At 69.5% G+C, this 18,051-nt stretch carries 22 protein-coding genes and 1 tRNA gene; 16 read left to right on the top strand and 7 right to left on the bottom strand.

Features of this window, described 5'->3' with window-relative positions:
- The first annotated feature begins 49 nt into the window (after window positions 1–49).
- Entirely contained in the window at window positions 50–316 is a 267-nt protein-coding gene (locus LMI96_RS01150) for a DUF3039 domain-containing protein (protein WP_223720776.1), read from the top strand.
- Between the two features lie 7 nt (window positions 317–323).
- On the opposite strand, the gene LMI96_RS01155 is transcribed toward LMI96_RS01150, so the two are convergent.
- The gene (locus tag LMI96_RS01155) at window positions 324–1,640 is read right to left on the bottom strand and encodes a nicotinate phosphoribosyltransferase (protein WP_223720777.1); all 1,317 of its coding nucleotides are present in this window, start codon (window positions 1,638–1,640) and stop codon (window positions 324–326) included.
- A 38-nt stretch (window positions 1,641–1,678) separates the two neighbouring features.
- Here LMI96_RS01155 and murI point away from each other — a divergent pair, with 38 nt between their 5' ends.
- The 5 genes from murI (at window position 1,679) to LMI96_RS01180 (ending at window position 5,660) form a co-directional block, all read left to right on the top strand.
- On the top strand, window positions 1,679–2,497 hold the full coding sequence (gene murI, locus LMI96_RS01160; RefSeq protein WP_223720778.1) for a glutamate racemase: 819 nt from the start codon (window positions 1,679–1,681) through the stop codon (window positions 2,495–2,497).
- Between the two features lie 166 nt (window positions 2,498–2,663).
- Window positions 2,664–3,404, top strand: coding sequence for a ribonuclease PH (gene rph, locus LMI96_RS01165; RefSeq protein WP_263317276.1), 741 nt, complete (start codon window positions 2,664–2,666; stop codon window positions 3,402–3,404).
- The gene (gene rdgB, locus LMI96_RS01170; RefSeq protein ID WP_223720779.1) at window positions 3,404–4,003 is read left to right on the top strand and encodes an RdgB/HAM1 family non-canonical purine NTP pyrophosphatase; all 600 of its coding nucleotides are present in this window, start codon (window positions 3,404–3,406) and stop codon (window positions 4,001–4,003) included. The genes rph and rdgB overlap by 1 nt, the downstream gene beginning before the upstream one ends.
- Before the next feature lie 42 nt (window positions 4,004–4,045).
- The gene (locus LMI96_RS01175) at window positions 4,046–4,618 is read left to right on the top strand and encodes a GrpB family protein (RefSeq protein ID WP_228360176.1); all 573 of its coding nucleotides are present in this window, start codon (window positions 4,046–4,048) and stop codon (window positions 4,616–4,618) included.
- 124 nt (window positions 4,619–4,742) lie between these two features.
- Entirely contained in the window at window positions 4,743–5,660 is a 918-nt protein-coding gene (locus LMI96_RS01180; RefSeq protein WP_228360177.1) for a cation diffusion facilitator family transporter, read from the top strand.
- Between the two features lie 9 nt (window positions 5,661–5,669).
- Here LMI96_RS01180 and LMI96_RS01185 read toward each other — a convergent pair whose 3' ends face one another.
- A complete protein-coding gene (locus tag LMI96_RS01185) occupies window positions 5,670–8,132 on the bottom strand; it encodes an ATP-dependent DNA ligase (protein WP_228360178.1) in 2,463 nt (820 codons plus the stop codon).
- Between the two features lie 223 nt (window positions 8,133–8,355).
- Between LMI96_RS01185 and LMI96_RS01190 the strand changes: the two genes are divergently transcribed.
- Window positions 8,356–9,246 carry a Ku protein gene (locus tag LMI96_RS01190; protein WP_228360179.1) on the top strand — a complete coding sequence of 297 codons (891 nt, stop codon included), beginning with the start codon at window positions 8,356–8,358 and terminating at the stop codon, window positions 9,244–9,246.
- 10 nt (window positions 9,247–9,256) lie between these two features.
- Here LMI96_RS01190 and LMI96_RS01195 read toward each other — a convergent pair whose 3' ends face one another.
- Complete coding sequence (locus LMI96_RS01195) at window positions 9,257–9,970, bottom strand: DedA family protein (RefSeq protein WP_228360180.1); 714 nt, start codon at window positions 9,968–9,970, stop codon at window positions 9,257–9,259.
- A 60-nt stretch (window positions 9,971–10,030) separates the two neighbouring features.
- A tRNA-Leu gene (locus LMI96_RS01200) sits at window positions 10,031–10,112 on the bottom strand.
- Between the two features lie 513 nt (window positions 10,113–10,625).
- Between LMI96_RS01200 and LMI96_RS01205 the strand changes: the two genes are divergently transcribed.
- Genes LMI96_RS01205 through LMI96_RS16000 form a run of 4 tightly spaced genes read left to right on the top strand, consistent with a single transcriptional unit; the run spans window position 10,626 to window position 13,739 of the window.
- Window positions 10,626–11,786, top strand: a complete 1,161-nt coding sequence (locus LMI96_RS01205; protein ID WP_223720809.1) for a CpaF family protein — start codon at window positions 10,626–10,628, stop codon at window positions 11,784–11,786.
- Window positions 11,783–12,640, top strand: a complete 858-nt coding sequence (locus tag LMI96_RS01210) for a type II secretion system F family protein (protein ID WP_228360181.1) — start codon at window positions 11,783–11,785, stop codon at window positions 12,638–12,640. Before LMI96_RS01205 ends, LMI96_RS01210 begins: the two co-directional genes overlap by 4 nt.
- Window positions 12,637–13,554, top strand: a complete 918-nt coding sequence (locus tag LMI96_RS01215) for a type II secretion system F family protein (RefSeq protein ID WP_228360182.1) — start codon at window positions 12,637–12,639, stop codon at window positions 13,552–13,554. Before LMI96_RS01210 ends, LMI96_RS01215 begins: the two co-directional genes overlap by 4 nt.
- Before the next feature lie 53 nt (window positions 13,555–13,607).
- Entirely contained in the window at window positions 13,608–13,739 is a 132-nt protein-coding gene (locus LMI96_RS16000; RefSeq protein ID WP_267059100.1) for a hypothetical protein, read from the top strand.
- A 2-nt stretch (window positions 13,740–13,741) separates the two neighbouring features.
- Here the strand turns inward: LMI96_RS16000 and LMI96_RS01220 are convergent, their stop codons facing one another.
- From LMI96_RS01220 to LMI96_RS01230, 3 genes are read right to left on the bottom strand one after another with little or no spacing between them, the layout of a single operon-like run.
- Complete coding sequence (locus LMI96_RS01220; RefSeq protein WP_228360183.1) at window positions 13,742–15,193, bottom strand: recombinase family protein; 1,452 nt, start codon at window positions 15,191–15,193, stop codon at window positions 13,742–13,744.
- Window positions 15,193–15,654, bottom strand: coding sequence for an ImmA/IrrE family metallo-endopeptidase (locus LMI96_RS01225; RefSeq protein ID WP_228360184.1), 462 nt, complete (start codon window positions 15,652–15,654; stop codon window positions 15,193–15,195). Before LMI96_RS01225 ends, LMI96_RS01220 begins: the two co-directional genes overlap by 1 nt.
- A complete protein-coding gene (locus tag LMI96_RS01230) occupies window positions 15,651–16,019 on the bottom strand; it encodes a hypothetical protein (protein WP_228360185.1) in 369 nt (122 codons plus the stop codon). Before LMI96_RS01230 ends, LMI96_RS01225 begins: the two co-directional genes overlap by 4 nt.
- An 88-nt stretch (window positions 16,020–16,107) precedes the next feature.
- On the opposite strand from LMI96_RS01230, the gene LMI96_RS01235 reads away from it, so the two are divergent.
- From LMI96_RS01235 to LMI96_RS01255, 5 genes are read left to right on the top strand one after another with little or no spacing between them, the layout of a single operon-like run.
- Window positions 16,108–16,377 (top strand): helix-turn-helix transcriptional regulator, encoded by a 270-nt coding sequence (locus LMI96_RS01235; protein ID WP_228360186.1) that lies wholly within the window; start codon window positions 16,108–16,110, stop codon window positions 16,375–16,377.
- Entirely contained in the window at window positions 16,374–16,523 is a 150-nt protein-coding gene (locus LMI96_RS01240) for a hypothetical protein (RefSeq protein ID WP_228360187.1), read from the top strand. The genes LMI96_RS01235 and LMI96_RS01240 overlap by 4 nt, the downstream gene beginning before the upstream one ends.
- The gene (locus tag LMI96_RS01245) at window positions 16,520–17,281 is read left to right on the top strand and encodes a phage antirepressor (protein ID WP_228360189.1); all 762 of its coding nucleotides are present in this window, start codon (window positions 16,520–16,522) and stop codon (window positions 17,279–17,281) included. The genes LMI96_RS01240 and LMI96_RS01245 overlap by 4 nt, the downstream gene beginning before the upstream one ends.
- Before the next feature lie 56 nt (window positions 17,282–17,337).
- A complete protein-coding gene (locus LMI96_RS01250) occupies window positions 17,338–17,793 on the top strand; it encodes a hypothetical protein (protein ID WP_228360190.1) in 456 nt (151 codons plus the stop codon).
- Window positions 17,781–18,032: a hypothetical protein gene (locus tag LMI96_RS01255; protein ID WP_228360191.1), complete on the top strand. Its 252-nt coding sequence runs from the start codon at window positions 17,781–17,783 to the stop codon at window positions 18,030–18,032. Before LMI96_RS01250 ends, LMI96_RS01255 begins: the two co-directional genes overlap by 13 nt.
- Window positions 18,033–18,051 lie beyond the last annotated feature (19 nt).

Consider the following 18,051-nt stretch of genomic DNA (forward strand, 5'->3'; position numbering starts at 1 on the left):
TCACCGCATCCGGGCCATCGGTACTCGGCTCGGGCTACACTGGCAGACCATGAGCACGCCTCTCGACAGCCCCGACCAGGGCGGAATCGCCACTCTCGACCGCGAGCTCGAAGAGCTCATCCGCGAGGAGAGTATCGAACCCGGCGATCACGAGCGCTTCTCGCATTACGTGAAGAAAGAGAAGATCCTCGAGTCGGCGCTGAGCGGCAAGCCCGTGCGCGCCCTCTGCGGCAAGAAGTGGACCCCGGGCCGCGATCCGGAGAAGTTCCCGATCTGCCCGGAGTGCAAAGAGATCTACGAGTCCCTGCAGTTCTGACCGGTTCTCACACGAAGACGGTGGGGATCGCGGGGTCCGAGCGGCTGAGCCCCTGCGCCTGGACCGGTAATTCGGCCCGTGCGACGCGATGATGCGTCCGAGCTGCGCGAACTCCGGCCGGCCCCGTGAACTCCGTGTCGATCTCGCCGCCCTGCACGAACGTCACCTGCAGTGGCCGGGCATCCGGATGCTGCGCCGCAGTCTCCATGGGCTCGAAACCGTCGGCCACGACGATGGTCTCCTCCGTCGCGACGCCACCGACGAGGCGGCGGAAAGCGGCTTTGCGCCCCCCGGTGGAGGCCTTCTCGGCAGACGCTTTCGCGACCGCAACCCACCCGCCGTCGGCGCCCTGACGTGCCACGAGCTTGTAGACCATCCCGGCGGTCGGTGAGCCGGATCCGGTGACGACCGACGTGCCGACGCCGTACGCGTCGACCGGTGAGGCCGCCAGCGCGGCGATCGCGTACTCGTCGAGATCGCTCGTGACGGTGATGCGGGTGCCCGTCGCGCCCAGTCCGTCGAGGAGTGCGCGCACCTCCGCGGCGACGACGGGAAGGTCGCCGGAGTCGATCCGCACGCCGCCGAGCCCCGGGCCGGCGACGCGGATCGCCGTCTCGACGCCGCGGCGGATGTCGTAGGTGTCGACCAGCAGCGTCGTGCCGAGGCCCTGGGCGGCGATCTGCGATCGGAACGCTTCTTCCTCGCTGTCGTGCAGGAGCGTCCACGCGTGCGCAGCGGTGCCCATCGTCGGGACGTCCCACACGCGACCGGCCTCCAGGTTGCTGGTCGCATCGAAGCCGGCGATGTAGGCGGCGCGGGCCGCAGCGACGGCCGAGTGCTCCGAGGCTCGCCGCGATCCCATCTCGGCGAGCGGGCGATCACCCGCGGCGATCGACATTCGCGCGGCCGCGGTCGCGACGGCGGAGTCGTGGTTCAGCACGCTGAGGGCGAGGGTCTCGAGGACGACCGCCTCGATGAACGTGCCCTCGACGGTGAGCACCGGCGACCCCGGGAAGTACAGCTCGCCCTCTCGGTAGCCGGTGATCGAGCCGGTGAACCGGAAGGACTCGAGGTACGCGAGGCTGGCCGCATCCACGATCCCGTGGTCACGGAGGTAGCGCAGTTCGTCGTCGCCGAACCGGAAGTCCTCGAGCATTCCGAGCAGGCGGCCGGTGCCGGCGAGGACGCCGAACCGGCGGCCGCCGGGCAGGCGGCGCCCGAAGAGTTCGAACACGCATCTCCGGGTCGCGGTGCCGTCACGGAGAGCGGCCTCGAGCATGGTCAGTTCGTAGCGGTCTGTCAGCAGAGCCGTAGAGGCGGGCATGCCGGTCACTCTACCGAGCGCGGGTAGGGTGGGTTCTCGTGGACGACGCGCCGATCGGGATCTTCGACTCCGGGGTCGGCGGGCTCACGGTCGCCCGGGCCATCTCTCAGTTGCTGCCCCGCGAATCGCTGGTCTACATCGGCGATACCGCGCGATCTCCGTACGGTCCGAAGCCGATCGCGGACGTGCGCCGCTACTCGCTCGAGATCCTCGACACCCTGGTCGAACAGGGCGTGAAGATGCTCGTGATCGCGTGCAACACCGCATCCGCCGCCATGTTGCGCGACGCGCGCGAGCGCTACGACGTGCCGGTGGTCGAGGTGATCGGTCCCGCGGTGCGTACCGCGATCTCGACGACGCGAAACGGCCGGATCGGTGTGATCGGCACATCCGGAACGATCGGGTCCCGGGCGTATCAGGACATGCTCGAGGTGAACCCGAACCTGACGGTGTTTGCCGAGGCCTGCCCGCGGTTCGTCGATTTCGTCGAAGCGGGAGTGACTGATACCCCGGAGGTCCTGGGCGTCGCGGAGGAGTACCTCGCGCCGCTCCGGCACGCCGGCGTCGACACGCTCGTGCTCGGGTGCACCCACTACCCGTTCCTCGAGGGAGCGATCAGCTACGTGATGGGCCAGGGCGTCAGTCTCGTTTCGAGCGATTCCGAGACCGCGAAGGACGTCTACCGGCAGCTCGTGTCGCGCGACTTGCTGGCGCGCCCGGATGCGGTCGCCCGCCACGTCTACGAGGCCACCGGCTCGTCGGCGGATGACTTCATCCGTCTCGCGCACCGACTGATGGGGCGCGAGGTCAGCGCCGTTCAGCTGGTGCAGACCGGCGCGATCGATCTGCCCCGCTGACGGCCCGCCGCACGCTGCCGATGGCCCTGCTGATGCCCCACCCCGCACCCGACCGAATCCCCGGCCGAACCATGTCCCAAAAATTCCGCTTCATGTCCCACTTTTTGCCGCTTCGGCCACCGCATACCGACCAAAAGTGGGACACGCTCGCTCCTGGAGGAGAGAAATGACCGACATCATCCGCACCGACGGCCGCACCGTCGACCAGCTTCGCCCGATCACGATCGAGCGCGGATGGAGCGCCCAGGCGGAGGGGTCGGCGCTGATCTCGTTCGGCGGCACGAAGGTGCTGTGCACCGCCTCGTTCACGAACGGCGTGCCGCGCTGGCTCACCGGTAAGGGCAAGGGGTGGGTGACGGCGGAGTACGCGATGCTGCCGCGCGCGACCAACAGCCGCAACGACCGCGAGAGCGTGAAGGGCAAGATCGGCGGCCGGACGCACGAGATCTCGCGCCTCATCGGGCGGGCGCTGCGGGCGGTCGTCGACACGAAGGCGCTGGGCGAGAACACGATCGTCATCGACTGCGACGTGCTGCAGGCGGATGGGGGCACTCGCACCGCCGCGATCACCGGGGCGTACGTGGCCCTCGCCGACGCCATCGAATGGGGTCGCAAGAAGAAGTTCATCGGCCAGAAGTCGAACGTGCTGCTCGACTCGGTCGCGGCGGTTTCCGTGGGCATCATCGACGGCGAGCCCATGCTCGACCTCGCCTACGTCGAGGACGTGCGCGCAGAGACCGACATGAACGTCGTCGTCACCGGCCGCGGTCTGTTCGTCGAGGTGCAGGGCACGGCCGAGGGCGCGCCGTTCGACAAGCGCGAGCTCGATGCGTTGCTGGAACTCGGTGTCAACGGCTGCGCCGACCTCCGCGACCTGCAGACCGCCGCGCTCGCCGAGTCCGACTGATGAGCGCGCGGATCGTGCTCGCGACGCACAACCCGCACAAGGTCGAGGAGTTCCAGGCGATCGTGCGGGCGACGCGCCCCGACCTCGAGGTCGTCGGATACGACGGCCCCGAGCCGGTCGAGGACGGCGTCACGTTCGCGGCGAATGCACTCATCAAGGCCCGCGCGGCAGCCGCGCACACCGGGCTCCCGGCCCTCGCCGACGATTCGGGTATCTGCGTCGACGTGCTGGGTGGTTCTCCCGGGGTCTTCTCGGCCTACTGGGCGGGACACAAGAAGGATGCGGCCGCGAACCTCGACCTGCTGCTCGATCAGCTGTCGGATGTCGCCGACCCGCATCGCTCGGCGCAGTTCGTGTCGACGATCGCGCTCGTCGTTCCCGGCGCGGACGAGCACGTCGTCGAGGGGGTTTGGCCCGGACGACTCGCGCTGTCGTCCGCCGGGCCCGGTGGCTTCGGCTACGACCCGATCTTCATCCCCGATGGTCAGCCGACGGATGCGGAGCGCACCGTCGGTGAGTGGTCGGCGGCGGAGAAGAACGCGGCTTCGCATCGCGCCCGCGCATTCGAGGCACTGGGCCCGCTGCTCGCGCAGCTCTGAGCCCGAGGCGTGCGCGGCGGGTGGCCCTGAGAGAATGAGCCGGTGAACGATCATGGCCGCCCGGCCCGACCCGACGTCACCGGCGTGGAGCTCGTGGGCGGGCCGGAAGCGATCACCGTCGCTCTGCATCCGTATGATCCGGCGTGGGCCGCGTATTTCCGGACGCATCACGATCGGATCAGCGAGGCGCTCGCCGCATCCGACGTCGACATCGAGCACATCGGTTCCACCTCCGTGCCAGGACTATCGGCGAAGCCGATCGTCGACATCGTCGTCGCGGTGCCCGACATCACCGATGAGGGCTCCTTCCTTCTCCCGCTTCTCGCCGCGGGCTACGAGCTGCGCGTGCGCGAACCGGGGCATCGTCTCGTCCGCACCCCGGGGCGCGACGTGCACGTGCACATCTACCCGCGAGGGGCGCTCGCCATCGACGACTACCTGCTCCTCCGCGATCGTCTGCGTTCGGATGCGGGCGAACGGGCGCTCTACGAGCGCACGAAGCGAGAGCTGCTCGCGAGGCCGTGGGACGACATGAACGACTACGCCGAAGCGAAGACCGACGTCATCCGCGCCATCGTGCGGCGTGCGCGGGCGGATCGCGAGGCGGGCGGCTGACGCGAGGTTCGCGCCCCGTCGTGACCCGGCGCTCGGACGGTGCGCGGGAGAGAGTGGTTCTCAGCATCGTTCCCGATTGCGGGAGGTTCCCCGTGGGGCGGGCCCGCGACCGTAGCCTGGTCGTATGCACGATCACGCACCGGTTCCTGGCGGGGTTCGCGGCGCCGGCAATCGCCGGCTGCTCGCGATCTCTCTGGGCATCACCTCGGTCGTATTCGTCGTGCAGGTGGTCGGGGCGGTGCTGTCGGGTTCGCTCGCGTTGCTCGCCGACGCCGCCCACATGTTCACGGATGTGGCGGCGCTGATCGTGGCACTGATCGCGAGTACCGTCGCTGCCCGTCCGGCGAACGATCGGCGCACGTTCGGGTATCAGCGGGCCGAAGTCTTCGGTGCGCTCATCAACGGCATCATCCTGATCGGTCTGTCGCTCTGGGTCGCATTCGAGGCGATCACCCGCCTTCTGAACCCCGGGGAGGCGGAGGTGGCCGGAGGCCTCATGCTCGCGGTCGCCGCCATCGGGCTCATCGCGAACGCGATCGCAATGTGGCTTCTGAGCGCCGCGCAGCGCACGAGCATCAATGTGCGCGGCGCGTACCTGGAGGTGCTCGGCGACCTGCTCGGGTCGGTCGCCGTCATCATTGCCGCCGTCATCATCCTGGTGACGGGATGGCTGCCGGCGGATGCGATCGCGTCGCTGCTCATCGCCGCGATGATCGTTCCGCGCGCGATCGGGCTGTTGCGCGAGGTGGCGTCCGTCCTGAGCGAGGCGACGCCCGCGGGGATGCAGGTGCGCGAGATCCGCGAGCACATCCTGGGCACCACGGGGGTCGTCGGTGTGCACGACGTGCACGTCTGGCAGTTGACCCGAGGCGCCCCTGTCTTCTCCGCGCACGTCGAGGTGGACGCCGGATGCTACGCGTCGGGGCGCGCGGACGGCATCCTGACAGAGCTGCAGGGCTGCCTGGCGTCGCACTTCGACGTCGAGCATTCGACGTTCCAGCTCGAGCCGGCGGGGCACGTCGAGCACGACGCGCACGCCTGAGCGGATCGCTCAGGATTCGTCGTGCACGTCGTTCGCTGACTTGTCCGATCGCACCCCGCGCCAGCGCGCGTGGCGCAGCCGGCCGTCGGGAGTGACTTCGGCGTAGGCCACTTCGCCCACGAGTTCCGGACGCACCCACCACGCGTCGGCGGCGTCCGCATCCGGAACGTCGATGAAGGACGTGTCGTCGGTGCGAAGCGCCGCCAACCGTTCGGCGAGTGTGGCGAGTAGGCGCTCGCTGAAGCCGGAGCCGACCCGGCCTACGTAGTGCAGACCCTCCGGCGTCGGAATGCCCATCAGCAGCGACCCGATGCTGCCGCTCCGGCCGCCGTGGCCCGGACGCACGCCACCGATCACGACCTCCTGCGTGCGGACGTGCTTGACCTTGATCCAGTCCGCGCTGCGCTCACCCGGTCGATAACGTCCGTCGGGGTTCTTGACGACGATTCCCTCGAGATGAAACGCCGCGCTCGCTGCGAGCGCGGCATCCACATCGTCGAACGCGGGCGGCGCGGTGAGGACAGGGTCGCCCTCCGCGAGGAGCGCGTCGAGGCGTCCGCGGCGCTCCCTCAGGGGGCGTCCGGTTAGGTCCTCGCCGCCCTCGGCGAGCAGATCGAAGACGTGGAAGCGCACCGGGGTCGCGGCAACCTGCGCGCGGATCTCCGCCGCTTTCGTCAGGTGCATTCGGTTCTGCAGCAGGGTGAAGCTCGGGCGGCCGCCGGCATCGAACGCGACGACCTCGCCGTCCAGGACCACGGGATGCGGCCCGAGGATCGCGGCGGCTCCGGTGATCTCGGGGTAGCGATCGGTGATGTCGGTGCCGCTCCGCGCGCGCATCCGCATCCGCGTGCCATCCCAGAACGCGAGCGCCCGGATACCGTCCCACTTGATCTCGGCCCACTCGGACGACCATCGGCCGGCACTGCTGCGGGCTGCCGCCGGGGAACCGTTCTCGGCGAGCATCGGCCGCAGGCGACCGGGGGAGAGCGCGTCCGGCCAGGGGGGAGCGACGGATGCGGGCGTGGTGGATGCGGGAGCCTCGCGGGTGGGAACGAGAGGGGCGGCGGCGGCCGCGTCCGTTTTCATCCGGTGCAGCAACCACGTGGACTTCTCGCCGCTGCCGTCGGTGCGGATCAGGGCGAGGCGAGCGCGGCCGAGGGGGCCGGACTCGCGGCCGATGAGCGTGAAGATGACCTCGTCGTCGCGCCACTTCTCGAGCTCGTAGGTGCCGGCGTCCCAGATCTCGACGGTGCCCGCGCCGTACTCACCGGCGGGGATCGTGCCCTCGAACGTGCCGTACGACAGCGGATGATCTTCGGTCATGACGGCGAGGTGATTGCGGTCGGTCGCCTCGGGAACGCCCTTCGGCACGGCCCAGCTGACGAACACGCCGTCGCGTTCGAGGCGCAGGTCGTAGTGCAGTCGGCGGGCGTGATGCTCCTGGATGACGAAGCGCGGATCTCCGATCGGCAGGCTGCCCTCGGCCCGCGGGTGGTCCGGCACGGGTTCCGGCGTGCGATCGGCGGAACGCTTCGCGAGGTAGGTGCGCAGCGGAGCGCGTTCGCCGGCGCGCTGGCCGTCACGGAACCCGAGGGCGGCGAGCGGGTCACCGAGGGTGCCAGCGCGCTCGAGCACCGCGGCCATGTCGAGGTGCGCGAGGTCGGGGTCGTCGAGTTCGTCCCACGTGCGGGGAACGGCGACCATCGGTCGGGCGCGTCCGCGCAGCGAGTACGGCGCGACCGTGGTCTTCTTGCCGTTGTTCTGGCTCCAGTCCACGAACACCCGTCCGGGACGGGCGGACTTCGACATGGTGCTGACGACGAGGTCGGGATGATCGGCCTCGAGCGATCGCCCGAGCTCCTTCGCCAGCGCGGACGCCTGCTCGCTCGTGTGGCCCGGGGGGAGTGCGGCGTAGAGGTGGATGCCCTTGCTCCCGCTCGTGACGGGGAGCGGTGCGAGGCCGATGTCGTCGAGGATGCGGCGCGCCAGCCGGGCGACCTCGGCGCACTCGCGAAGGCCGACCCCAGGCCCGGGATCGAGATCGAGCACCAGCCGATCGGGGGCGCCGGGTTCATCGTCGGCCGTGAACCGCCACTGCGGCGTGTGCAGTTCGAGGCTCGCCGTCTGAGCCAGCCAGACGAGCGTGGGTACATCGCTCACCAGCGGATAGTGCTTCAGCCCGGTTGAGTGAGTGATGCCGGTGCGCGGGATCCAGTCCGGGGTGCCGCGCTCGAGGTCTTTCGCGAAGAACGAGATCGGCTCGGCAGCATCCGCGTCGCCGACGCCGTCCGGCCAGCGCTTTCGGGTGACCGGCCGACCGTCGAGATGCGGGAGGATGAGCGGCGCGATGCGCGCGTAGTAGTCGATGACCTCGGCTTTGGTTGTGCCGGTCGCGGGGTAGAGCACCTTGTCGAGCCGGCTGAGGCGCAGACGGCGACCCTCGATCGTCACGGTCTGCTCCTGCGTCGCCATGCGCCCATTGTGCCGCGCGCTCTCGGATTCCCCCGCCGCTTGCCGCGGCCTGCCTTGTTCCGCGAGACGGGATCGGGGCGCCGAGACAGCGGGGTTACCCCACGGTCTCGGCGCGAAGATCCCGTCTCGCGGTCGGGAGGGTGCGGATGCGGATGCCGGCGCCACCCGCATCCGCACTCGCAAGCCCTACCGGTGGGGTGCGGATCCCCGCTTAACTACGGGTATGAGGTCGATCTGGAAGGGCGCGGTCACGTTCGGACTGGTGAACGTGCCGATCAAGGTGTACTCGGCGACCGAGGATCATGACGTGTCGCTGCATCAGGTGCACCACAAGGATGGCGGCCGCATCCGGTACCAGCGCACGTGCGAGATCTGCGGCGAGGTGGTGGCCTACAGCGACATCGATCGCGCATACGACGACGGCGAGCGCACGGTCGTGCTGACGAAGGACGACCTCGCGTCGCTGCCGTCGGAGAAGTCGCGCGAGATCACGGTCGTCGAGTTCGTGCCGAGCGACCAGGTCGACCCGATCACGTTCGACAAGGCGTACTACCTCGAGCCGGACTCGACGTCACCGAAGGCCTACGTGCTGCTGCGGCAGACGCTGGAGCAGACCGATCGCACCGCGATCGTGCAGTTCTCACTGCGGCAGAAGACCCGACTCGCTGCCCTGCGCGTGCGCGGAGAGGTACTTGTGCTGCAGACGCTGCTGTGGGCTGACGAGGTGCGCGAGGCAGCGTTCCCGTCGCTGGACGAGTCGGTCAAGATCTCCGACAAGGAGATGCAGCTTTCGGCCGCTCTAGTCGACAGCTTCTCGGCCGACTTCGATCCGGCGGCGTTCCGCGACGATTACCAGGAGGAGCTGCGTACGCTCATCGACGCGAAGCTCGAGAAGGGCGAGAGCCTCGACACGGCCGAGACCTTCGGTGAGTCGGATGCCGAAGAGTCGAGCGGCGAGGTCATCGACCTGATGGAGGCGCTGCGCGCGAGCGTCGAGCGCAGCCGCGCGGCGAAGGGCGACGACGACGAGTCTGCCGCATCCGCCTCGTCCGCCGCATCCGCGTCGAAGAAGAAGCCCGCGGCGAAGAAGAAGGCGGACGCGAAGGCGTCGTGAGCGATACCCGTCAGACGACGGGAGTCTCGCCCTCGGTGACCGGGGCCTGGCCCTCGGCGATCTCCTTCTTGACCTTCGAGCGCTCGCGGAAGTAGTGCCAGATCGTGACGGCGGCCGTGATTGCGACGACGCCCAGGAGAATGACATCGATGTAGTTGGTGACGATATCGGCGACCCAGGGGATGTAGCCGATGAGGTAGCCGATGAGGGTGAGTCCGACGCCCCAAATGAGCGCGCCGATCAGGTTGTACAGCGAGTACTTGCGCCAGGGCATGTGGCCGACACCGGCGGCGACGGGCGCGAAGGTGCGGACGACGGGCACGAACCGGGCGAGGATGACCGTGACGCCGCCGAACCGCTCGAAGAAGGCGTTGGTGCGTTCGACGTTCTTGGTGCTGAAAAGCCCCGACTGCTTGCGTTCGAAGATCGCCGGGCCCGCTTTGTGCCCGATGAGGTATCCGACCTCTCCTCCGACGAACGCTGCGAGCCCGATGACGAGCGCCACGACCCAGACGTTCACGCCGAAGATGCCGTTCGGGGCGGTGGCGGTGGAGTGCGACAAAAGGCCCGAGATGATCAGCAGGGTGTCGCCCGGAAGGAGGAATCCGACGAGCAGGCCCGTCTCGGCGAACACGATGAACCCGACGGCCACGAGCGCCCAGGGGCCGGCGGCCTCGATGAGGGTCGTCGGGTCGAGCCAGGGGATGAGACCGATGGAGTGCACTGCGTTCCCGTCAGATGGGTGGTCGGCGGAGCAGGGTGCGGCGCTGACGCGGCATCCCCGTGCGGAAGGTGGGACTTGAACCCACACGCCCGAAGGCACAGGAACCTAAATCCTGCGTGTCTGCCAATTTCACCACTCCCGCGGGTGCGATCAGTCTAGCCAGCGCGGATGACGCTGCCGCTGAGCAGACGCCCGGGTCGCTTGGGGTTTCCTGGGAGCGGTGCCGTGGCGGGCGGGCGAGCGGGCGGACGGACGGACGGAGCTGGGGCGGGCGGAGCTGGGGCGGCCGGAGGTGTGGCGGGCGGAAATGTGGCGGGCGGAGGCGGGGTGGATCCGGAGTCGTCGGACCGGTGGGGTTGTTGTGCACGGCTGTGGCTGATGAGGCGGCGCCGGAGCGTCGAATCCGACGACTCCGCGGCTGATCGGGCAGGCGACTCGCGGTCGACCCGGCAGGGCGTTCGGTGAGCGGGGGTGTGCCCTCGAGGCGCCGGCGGCGGCGAGCGACTCCGCAGTCGTCGGACCGGTGGGGTTGTTGTGCACGGCTGTGGCTGATGTGGCGGCGCCGGGGCGTCGAATCCGACGACTCGCGAGCCCTCGACGCTTGGGCTGTGGATAACTTCGGTGCTCATCGGGGGATCTTGCAAGGATTCTGGGCATGTCTTCGACCGTCGCCGCCGCTCGCGTGGCCCCGCCCGCCCAGGTGGCCGAGCGGGTGCGGGAGCGTCTCCGCGCCGACGGGATCGATCCGACCCGTGATCGTGAGGCGGGAGAGCGATTCGCGCGGGCCGAGGTACGTCGACACAACGATGCGGCACTGGCGCGGGGAGTCGAGACGATCGACGACGAGGACGCGTGCGTCCGCGAGGTGCTCGCGACGGTCGCGGGCTATGGTCCGCTGCAGCCCTATCTCGACGACCCGACCGTCGAGGAAGTCTGGATCAACGCGCCCGACCGCATCTTCATCGCGCGGGGAGGGCGTTCCGAGCAGGTGCCGCTGGTGCTGACCGAGTCCGCCGTCCACGACCTCGTCGAGCGGATGCTGCACGCGACCGGGCGCCGCGTCGACCTGAGCCAGCCCTTCGTGGACGCGTCGTTGCCCGACGGCAGCCGTCTGCACGTCGTGATCGGCGGGATCACGAGGCGCTCGTGGGCGGTGAACATCCGCAAGTTCCTGCCGACCTACCGGCGCCTGCGCCAGCTGGTCGAGGTCGGCACGCTTCCGCCGGCGATCGCGCAGCGGCTCAGCGAGGCGATGCGGGCGGGACGCAGCATCCTGGTATCCGGTGCGACGCACGCGGGTAAGACGACCATGCTGGCCGCACTCATCGCGGAGTGCGCGCCGCAACAGCGCATCATCACGGTCGAGGAGACGTTCGAGCTCGCCGTCGACGCCCACGACATCGTCGCGTTGCAGGGGCGTCAGCCGAGCCTCGAGGGAACGGGTGAGGTCACCCTCCGCCGCCTCGTGAAAGAAGCACTGCGGATGCGGCCCGACCGCCTCATCATCGGCGAGGTGCGCGACGCGGAAGCGCTGGATCTGGTGCTCGCGCTCAACACCGGTGTGCCGGGTGCCGCAACGATCCACGCCAACTCTGCCCGTGACGCGCTTGTGAAGCTCGCCGCTCTACCTCTCCTCGCAGGCCGCAACATCGACAGCGGTTTCGTCGTGCCCGCGATCGCCTCGAGCGTCCACCTCGTCGTGCATTGCGCACAGGATGCGACGGGGCGACGCCGCGTCGTGGAGGTCGCGGAAGTGACCGGGCGGGTGATCGACGGGGTCGTCGAGAGTCGCCTCGTGTACCGGTGGGATCGATGACGGTTCTGCTCGGAGCGCTCCTCGGCGCCGGCATCCTGCTGATGCTCGCGCCGAGGTTCTGGCCGGTGCGCACCGCGCCGGCGCCCGGTGCGCGAGAGGGGAGAGCCGCGCGGCTTCTGGCGGAGGCCGGATTCGCGCACCTGAGTTCTGGTGCGCTGGCGGCCGCATCCGTCGCCGCGGCGCTCTTCGCTGCGGCGGTCGCGTGGCTGCCGACGCAGGTTCCGGCGTTCGCTGCGCTCGCCGCTCTGCTGGGCGCGGTCGCTCCGTCGCTCTGGCTCCGCGGGCGCAACCGTAGGCTCAGGAAGGCCCACCGGGCGCTGTGGCCCGACGTGTGCGATCTGCTCGTCGCATCGGTGCGGGCGGGGCTCGCGTTGCCGGATGCGGTCGCGTCGCTGCAGAGTTCGGCCCCGGCGGCGCTCCGCCCGGCGTTCGCCGCGTTCGCGCGAGACATTGCCGCATCCGGCCACTTCGACGCGAGTCTCGATCGGCTGAAGGCGACGCTGTCGGATGCGGTCGCCGACCGGATCCTCGAGACGCTCCGGATGGCGCGCCAGGTCGGCGGAAGCGAGCTCGTGCCCGTGCTGCGCTCGCTCTCCAGCGCCGTTCGCGCCGATGCGGCCGTGCGCGCCGAGGTGGAGGCGCGTCAGTCGTGGGTGCGCGGTGCCGCGGTGCTCGGTGTCATCGCACCGTGGGTGATCCTCGTGCTGCTGGCGCTTCGGCCGGAGGGTTCCCGCGCGTACAGCAGCCCTGAGGGTGTGGTGCTGATCGTCGTCGGCGCGGCCGTGTCCGCTGCCGCGTTCCAGCTCATGCTGCGGGTGGGCCGCCTGCCCGAGCCGCGGAGGTGGTTCGGATGATGACGCTGGTGACCACGCAGGCCGCTCTGGCGATCGTTCTCGGCGGCGCATTCGGTGTCGGGATCGCGCTGATCCTCTGGGCGACGCCTCGCTGGAGCGCGCCGTCGCTGGCGCGACGCGTCGGTCCGTACCTGCGCGATATCGCCGACCCGCGCGGGCTCACGCCGCTCGCGGCACCGGGCCGTGCGTCGAGCGGCGAGATGATCACTCGTCTGACGGGACGGTTCGGCGGGGCGGATGCGGTGACCGCGCGACTTCGCCGTGCAGGGTGGACGATGGATGCGGCGATGTTCCGCGCGCGCCAACTCGGGTGGGGTGTGGCGGCGTTGATCGCCGGGGCGGCGCTCGTCGTGGTCTTGATCGCGACGCGCACCGCGACACCCGCGGTGGCGCTCATCCCACCGATCGCGGCCGCCGCGGGGGTCGTGGGATACGATCTCCGGCTCAGTCGCGCGGCGAAAGCGCGCGCGGCGCGGGCCGCCGAGGAGTTGCCGACGATCCTCGAGTTCCTCGCGCTGTGTCTCGCGGCGGGCGAGGGAGCGTACGACGCGATCCGCCGAGTCGCGGCGATCGGGTCGGGCGAAATCGTCGCGGAGTTCCGCGCTGCCGTGGTCGCGGTCGGCACGGGTGCGTCGCTCACCGATTCGCTGTCCCAGGTGTCACGGCACCTCGACAGTCCGCCGGTGACCCGCAGCATCGACCAGATCGTGGCCGCGATCGATCGTGGAGCGCCGTTGGCCCACGTTCTGCAGGCGCAGGCGACCGATGCGCGCGAGGACGCGAAGCGACTGCTGATCGAGAAGGCGGGGCGGAAGGAGATCTACATGCTCATTCCCCTCGTCTTCCTGATCCTTCCGCTCAGCGTGCTGATCGCCGTCTTCCCGGGCGTCTTCATGCTGCGGCTCGGACTGTGATCCCCGTGCGCAATCGGGACATTCGTGAACGACTGAGAGAGAAGGAGACCGCAATGTGGAAACGACTGAAGGAGGCGATGGCGCCCCGCCGTGAGCTGCGGCGTTCGGCATGGGGTGCGCTCTACGACGACGAGCGTGGTGACGTGCCCGGTTGGGTACTGATCACGCTCATGAATGGTGCCTGATCTCACCCGTCGTCGCGGCCGCGGATCTCGACTCTCGATATCGGGCGCTCAGGGGTGGCGGTGATCCGCTCGATGACGGCGCGCAGCATCTCGCGCTTCTCAGGGATTTCGAGGTCTTCCCATCGTTCGAGGAGGATTGGCAGCACCCGGATGGGTGCCCCCTCCCGCACTCGCAGCGCACGGAGGTCGTTCACGATCGCCGTGTGCTCGGCGACGTACCGGTCCCGCAGACGTTCGTAGGTCGCTTGCGGGATCCCCGCCTCGAGCCGCTGCTCGGCGAGCTGATCCTGCTTCCCCTCGATACGACGCAGGCGCTGTTCGAGCTCTGCACGGGGGTCGGTCGTGATGCGCTTCGGCAGCTCCCGGATCCCTCGCTCGACCTCGGCGCGGAGACGCTTCTCGCGCTCGACCAGCCACGCCCGTACGGCATCCTCCAGCACGGACTCCGAGACGTAGCCGCCTTCGTGGGTGCGCTTCTCGTGGGCGTCCTTGCACCGGTACTTCGGCTTGCGCGCGTGACCGAACTGGCCGGCGTGCATCTTCGAGCCGCAGGCGCACCAGACGAGCCCTGACAGCAGGTACTCGGAGCGCTCTGTGCGTCGGTAATTGCGACGGCGGCCGCGGGCCTCGAGGTAGGCCTCCCACTCGTCGGGACCGATGAGCGGCTCGTGCACGCCCGGGTGGAGCTCGCCCCGGGACGAGATGAATCCGGCTGCGAAGCCGGAGTCCATGACGCGGCGCAGCGTGCGGTCGGACCAAAGGCCGTCGACCTGTCGCCCGTATCCCGAGACGGGGCGCGTGGGGCCGTCGTTCATCCAGGCAACGAGGGAGTAGACCGATTCGCCAGCGATGTACCGGCGATACGCCTCTTGCAGCACGGGCGCTGTGATGGCGTCGGGGGTGAAGCCGATTTCGCGCGTGTAGGTGTAGCCGAATCGGGGCTTGCCGTTTGCGGGCATCCCGGCACGGACCCGGCGCGCGTGAGTCTCTCGCCAGGTCTCGCCGATGAGGTCGGCCTGGTAGGCATTCATCTCGCCGAGCATGCCGCGGGCGAACTTTCCGGATGCCGTCGACGATTCGATCGGCTCGGTCGCGGAGAGGATAACGCCGCCGAGGGTGTCGACGCGGTCGAGCGCGATCGCCCACTTGAGTCGGTTGCGCGCTGTGCGCGAGAACTTCCAGACGACGATGGTGTTGATCTCGCCGGACTCCATGCGGGCGATCGCCTGGTCAAGTCGCGGCCACCAGGCCGACTTCGCGCGCGACCCGGACTCGTCGAGCCCTTCGACGGTGTCGACGATCGTGATGCCCTGCGAAGCGGCGAACGAATCGATCGCGTGCCGCTGCACCTCGGGCGAGGTCATCCCGTCGCGTTCCTTGGAGACGCGGACGAGCGCGAGACCGCGACGGGGGGCTGGCTGCGCAGCGAGGCGGGGCAGCTGCGCGGCACCCATCAGGCCACGTCCTCGCGGTGCGCCCAGTTACCGGCGCCCATCTTCGGTCGCACGTAGACCGTGTCGCCGAGGCGGAGCAGGACAGCCTGGAACGCCTCGACGATCGAACGCATCACGCCCAGCTCGAGCGCCATCGCCCCGAGGTGACCGGAGTGCAGTTCCTCGACGTGCCGGTAGTCAGCGGGGGAGATGAGGCGCAGCGCCGCCCATTCATCGGCTCGCCGCTCTTGCTTCGAGTGCACGGGGCCAAAGTGGGATGGCACGTCGCCGAAGGCGTGGTGGGCGAGCTCGTGCGCGAGAACGCAGCGGTGTAGTCGTGCGGCCATCCCCGGGCGAAGCCGGATCAGCTTGCGGTCGGTGTACGACTCGCCGTCGCGGCTGTGGCGGAGATGTGCGTACTCGATGCGGATGCCAGCCTGTGCAGCGAGATCCTCGAGGTACTCGTCGATCGTGGTCGTCATTGCTCGTCGGTGGGCTCCGGGTCGGTGAGGCGGGCTACGGCGTCCAGGTCATCTTCGACGAGGGGTGCGACACCGAAGCGGCCGCGCACGACGTTGTTCGGCTCTGCCGCTTCGGTCTGGGCGCGCAGCGTGAGGGTCGTGGGATCGAGCCCGAGCGCGCTCGCGATCGCGAAGAGGTCAGCGACGTTGATGATGACCCGCTTGCCCGTCTTCGAGTTGCCGCCGTCGAGACGGTCGGACATGTACTGCGAGGACTTCCCGATCAGGCGGCCGAGCCCCCGGGAAGAGAGGTCGCGTCGACCCATCTCCGCCTTGATCTCTGAGACAAGGGCGTCGGAGAGCCGCTGCGCGTAATCATCATCCACAGGTGGAGAGTCTGCACCACTGCATGAATTCTCGTCAAGATGCATGGCAAAGTTGACACCGCATGAATCTCCATGCGAGCCTTCCTGCATGGAACTTCATGCAAGCGACGAAGCGGCAAACCAGCTCGCGTCGCAGCGGTTGGCGGGGGAGATGCGCGCCGAGCTTGCGCGGCAGAAGCGCACGGCGAGCGACCTCGCTGCGGCTCTCGGAATCACCCCCCACACCGTCGGCCGGCGCCTCAACGGAGACGTGCCGTTCAACATGATCGAGCTGGCCACGGCGTGCCGCTGGCTCGGCATCGACCTCACCGAGTTCGTCGGTCGCGCGTCGACCGGGGCGAAGGCGATGGCATCATGACCGGCCCGCAGATCACCTCCACCCGCGAGCCGAGCGACGCCGCCTGGCGCCGCTTCGGACAGCTGGCAGCATCCGCACTCGCCCGCCTCGCTGAGCGCGACGCCGTGGCGCAGGATGACGCCGACCTTCGGGAGCGGGCAGCATGAGCGCCCTCGCGGTGTTCGAGTTCGACGGGCGGAGCGTCCGCACGGTAACGATCGACGGCGAGCCGTGGTTCGTGCTCGCCGATGTCGTCGAGGCGCTCGGTCTCGCTCGCGCAGCATCCGCCGTCGTCGATCGTCTCGACGATGGGGTACGCCAGACGTACCCCATCCGCGACCGCCTCGGCCGCGAGCAGCGCGCGACGGTCGTCAGCGAGGCCGGAGTCTACGAGGTCGTCATCCGCTCCGACGCGCCCAGCGCTCGCCCCTTCCGCCGCTGGCTCACCCACGAGGTGCTCCCCAGCATCCGCCGTACCGGCAGCTTCACGACGCCCGAAACCCGCGAGCAGCTGCTCGCCCGCGCCGTCATCGAAGCCACCACGGCGATCGCCGAGAAGGACGAGCACATTGCAGCGCTGACGCCGCGCGCCGAAGCGTGGGACGAGCTGGCATCGGCCGAAGGCGACTACTCAGTCGCCGACGCCGCGAAGATCCTCGCCCGCGCCGGAGTCGACACCGGACCCCAGCGCCTCTTCGAGCAGCTCGCCGCGCTCCGCTGGATCTTTCGCGCCCGCGACGGCAAGTGGCGCGCCTACGCCGACAGCGTCGACGCCGGATACCTCACCGAGCGGCCGCAGTCGCACGAGCACCCCCGCACCCGCGAGCGGGTCGTCGACGCGCCGCAGGTGCGCGTGACGCTTCGCGGCACAGAGCGACTCCGCGTGCGCCTCGGCGTGCTGAGCGCGGTTGCCGCCACGGGCTGAGAACCCCCCACAACTTCCCCACACCACCGAACCCGATCCAGACCGAAGGGCACATCATGACGGATCACGAAGTAGACCCGGGACAGCGCGTCATCGCGCTGGCCTCCCTCCACCTCGCGGAGGCCCGCGCTCGCGCTGGCGTCGGCAAGGTGCTGCTCGAGAGCCTCGGCCACCACGCGCGATCGCTCACCCGCGACGACCAGCACGACTTCGCGCTCGCCGTGTGGGAGGCGTTCGCCAGCGACGCTGCCTGCCCGTCGATGCCGCTCGACATGCAGGCCGCAGTGTTTGCCAGCGCCGCGCTCTACCTCCGCGAGGACGTGATCCTCCGCATCGCTCGCGAGACCTGGGGCGATCGCCGGGTCGAGGCCGGAGACGACTGCAACCGCGTCACCTGGATGCCCGAGGACGAGATGCTCGTCCTCAACGTCGGCCACCTTCACAGCGACGGCACGCGGATGCGCGCCCAGTTCGTGATCTCGCCGATGCGGATGGCCGGGTGGGTCTCGTGACCGCGCTGCTGCCGCACGCACCGGTCGCCGCCGGCCGCCACGTCGCCGACGCCGCCGCGCTCCGCAAGCGCGCACGCCGTGAGAAGCGCCGCGCGCTCCGCCGTTCCTTCCGCGACTGGGTCGCGACGTTCCTGATCGGCGAAGAGCCCGTCGACGTCGACGAGGCGCTGTCGCGGCTCGACCTCGAAGACGGCCGCCGGATTCCGAGACCCGGCGGCGCAACCGCGCCGCGGGCATGACCACCCCGACGAAAGGACA

Source organism: Microbacterium sp. cx-59, assembly GCF_020805625.1.
GTDB lineage: Bacteria > Actinomycetota > Actinomycetes > Actinomycetales > Microbacteriaceae > Microbacterium.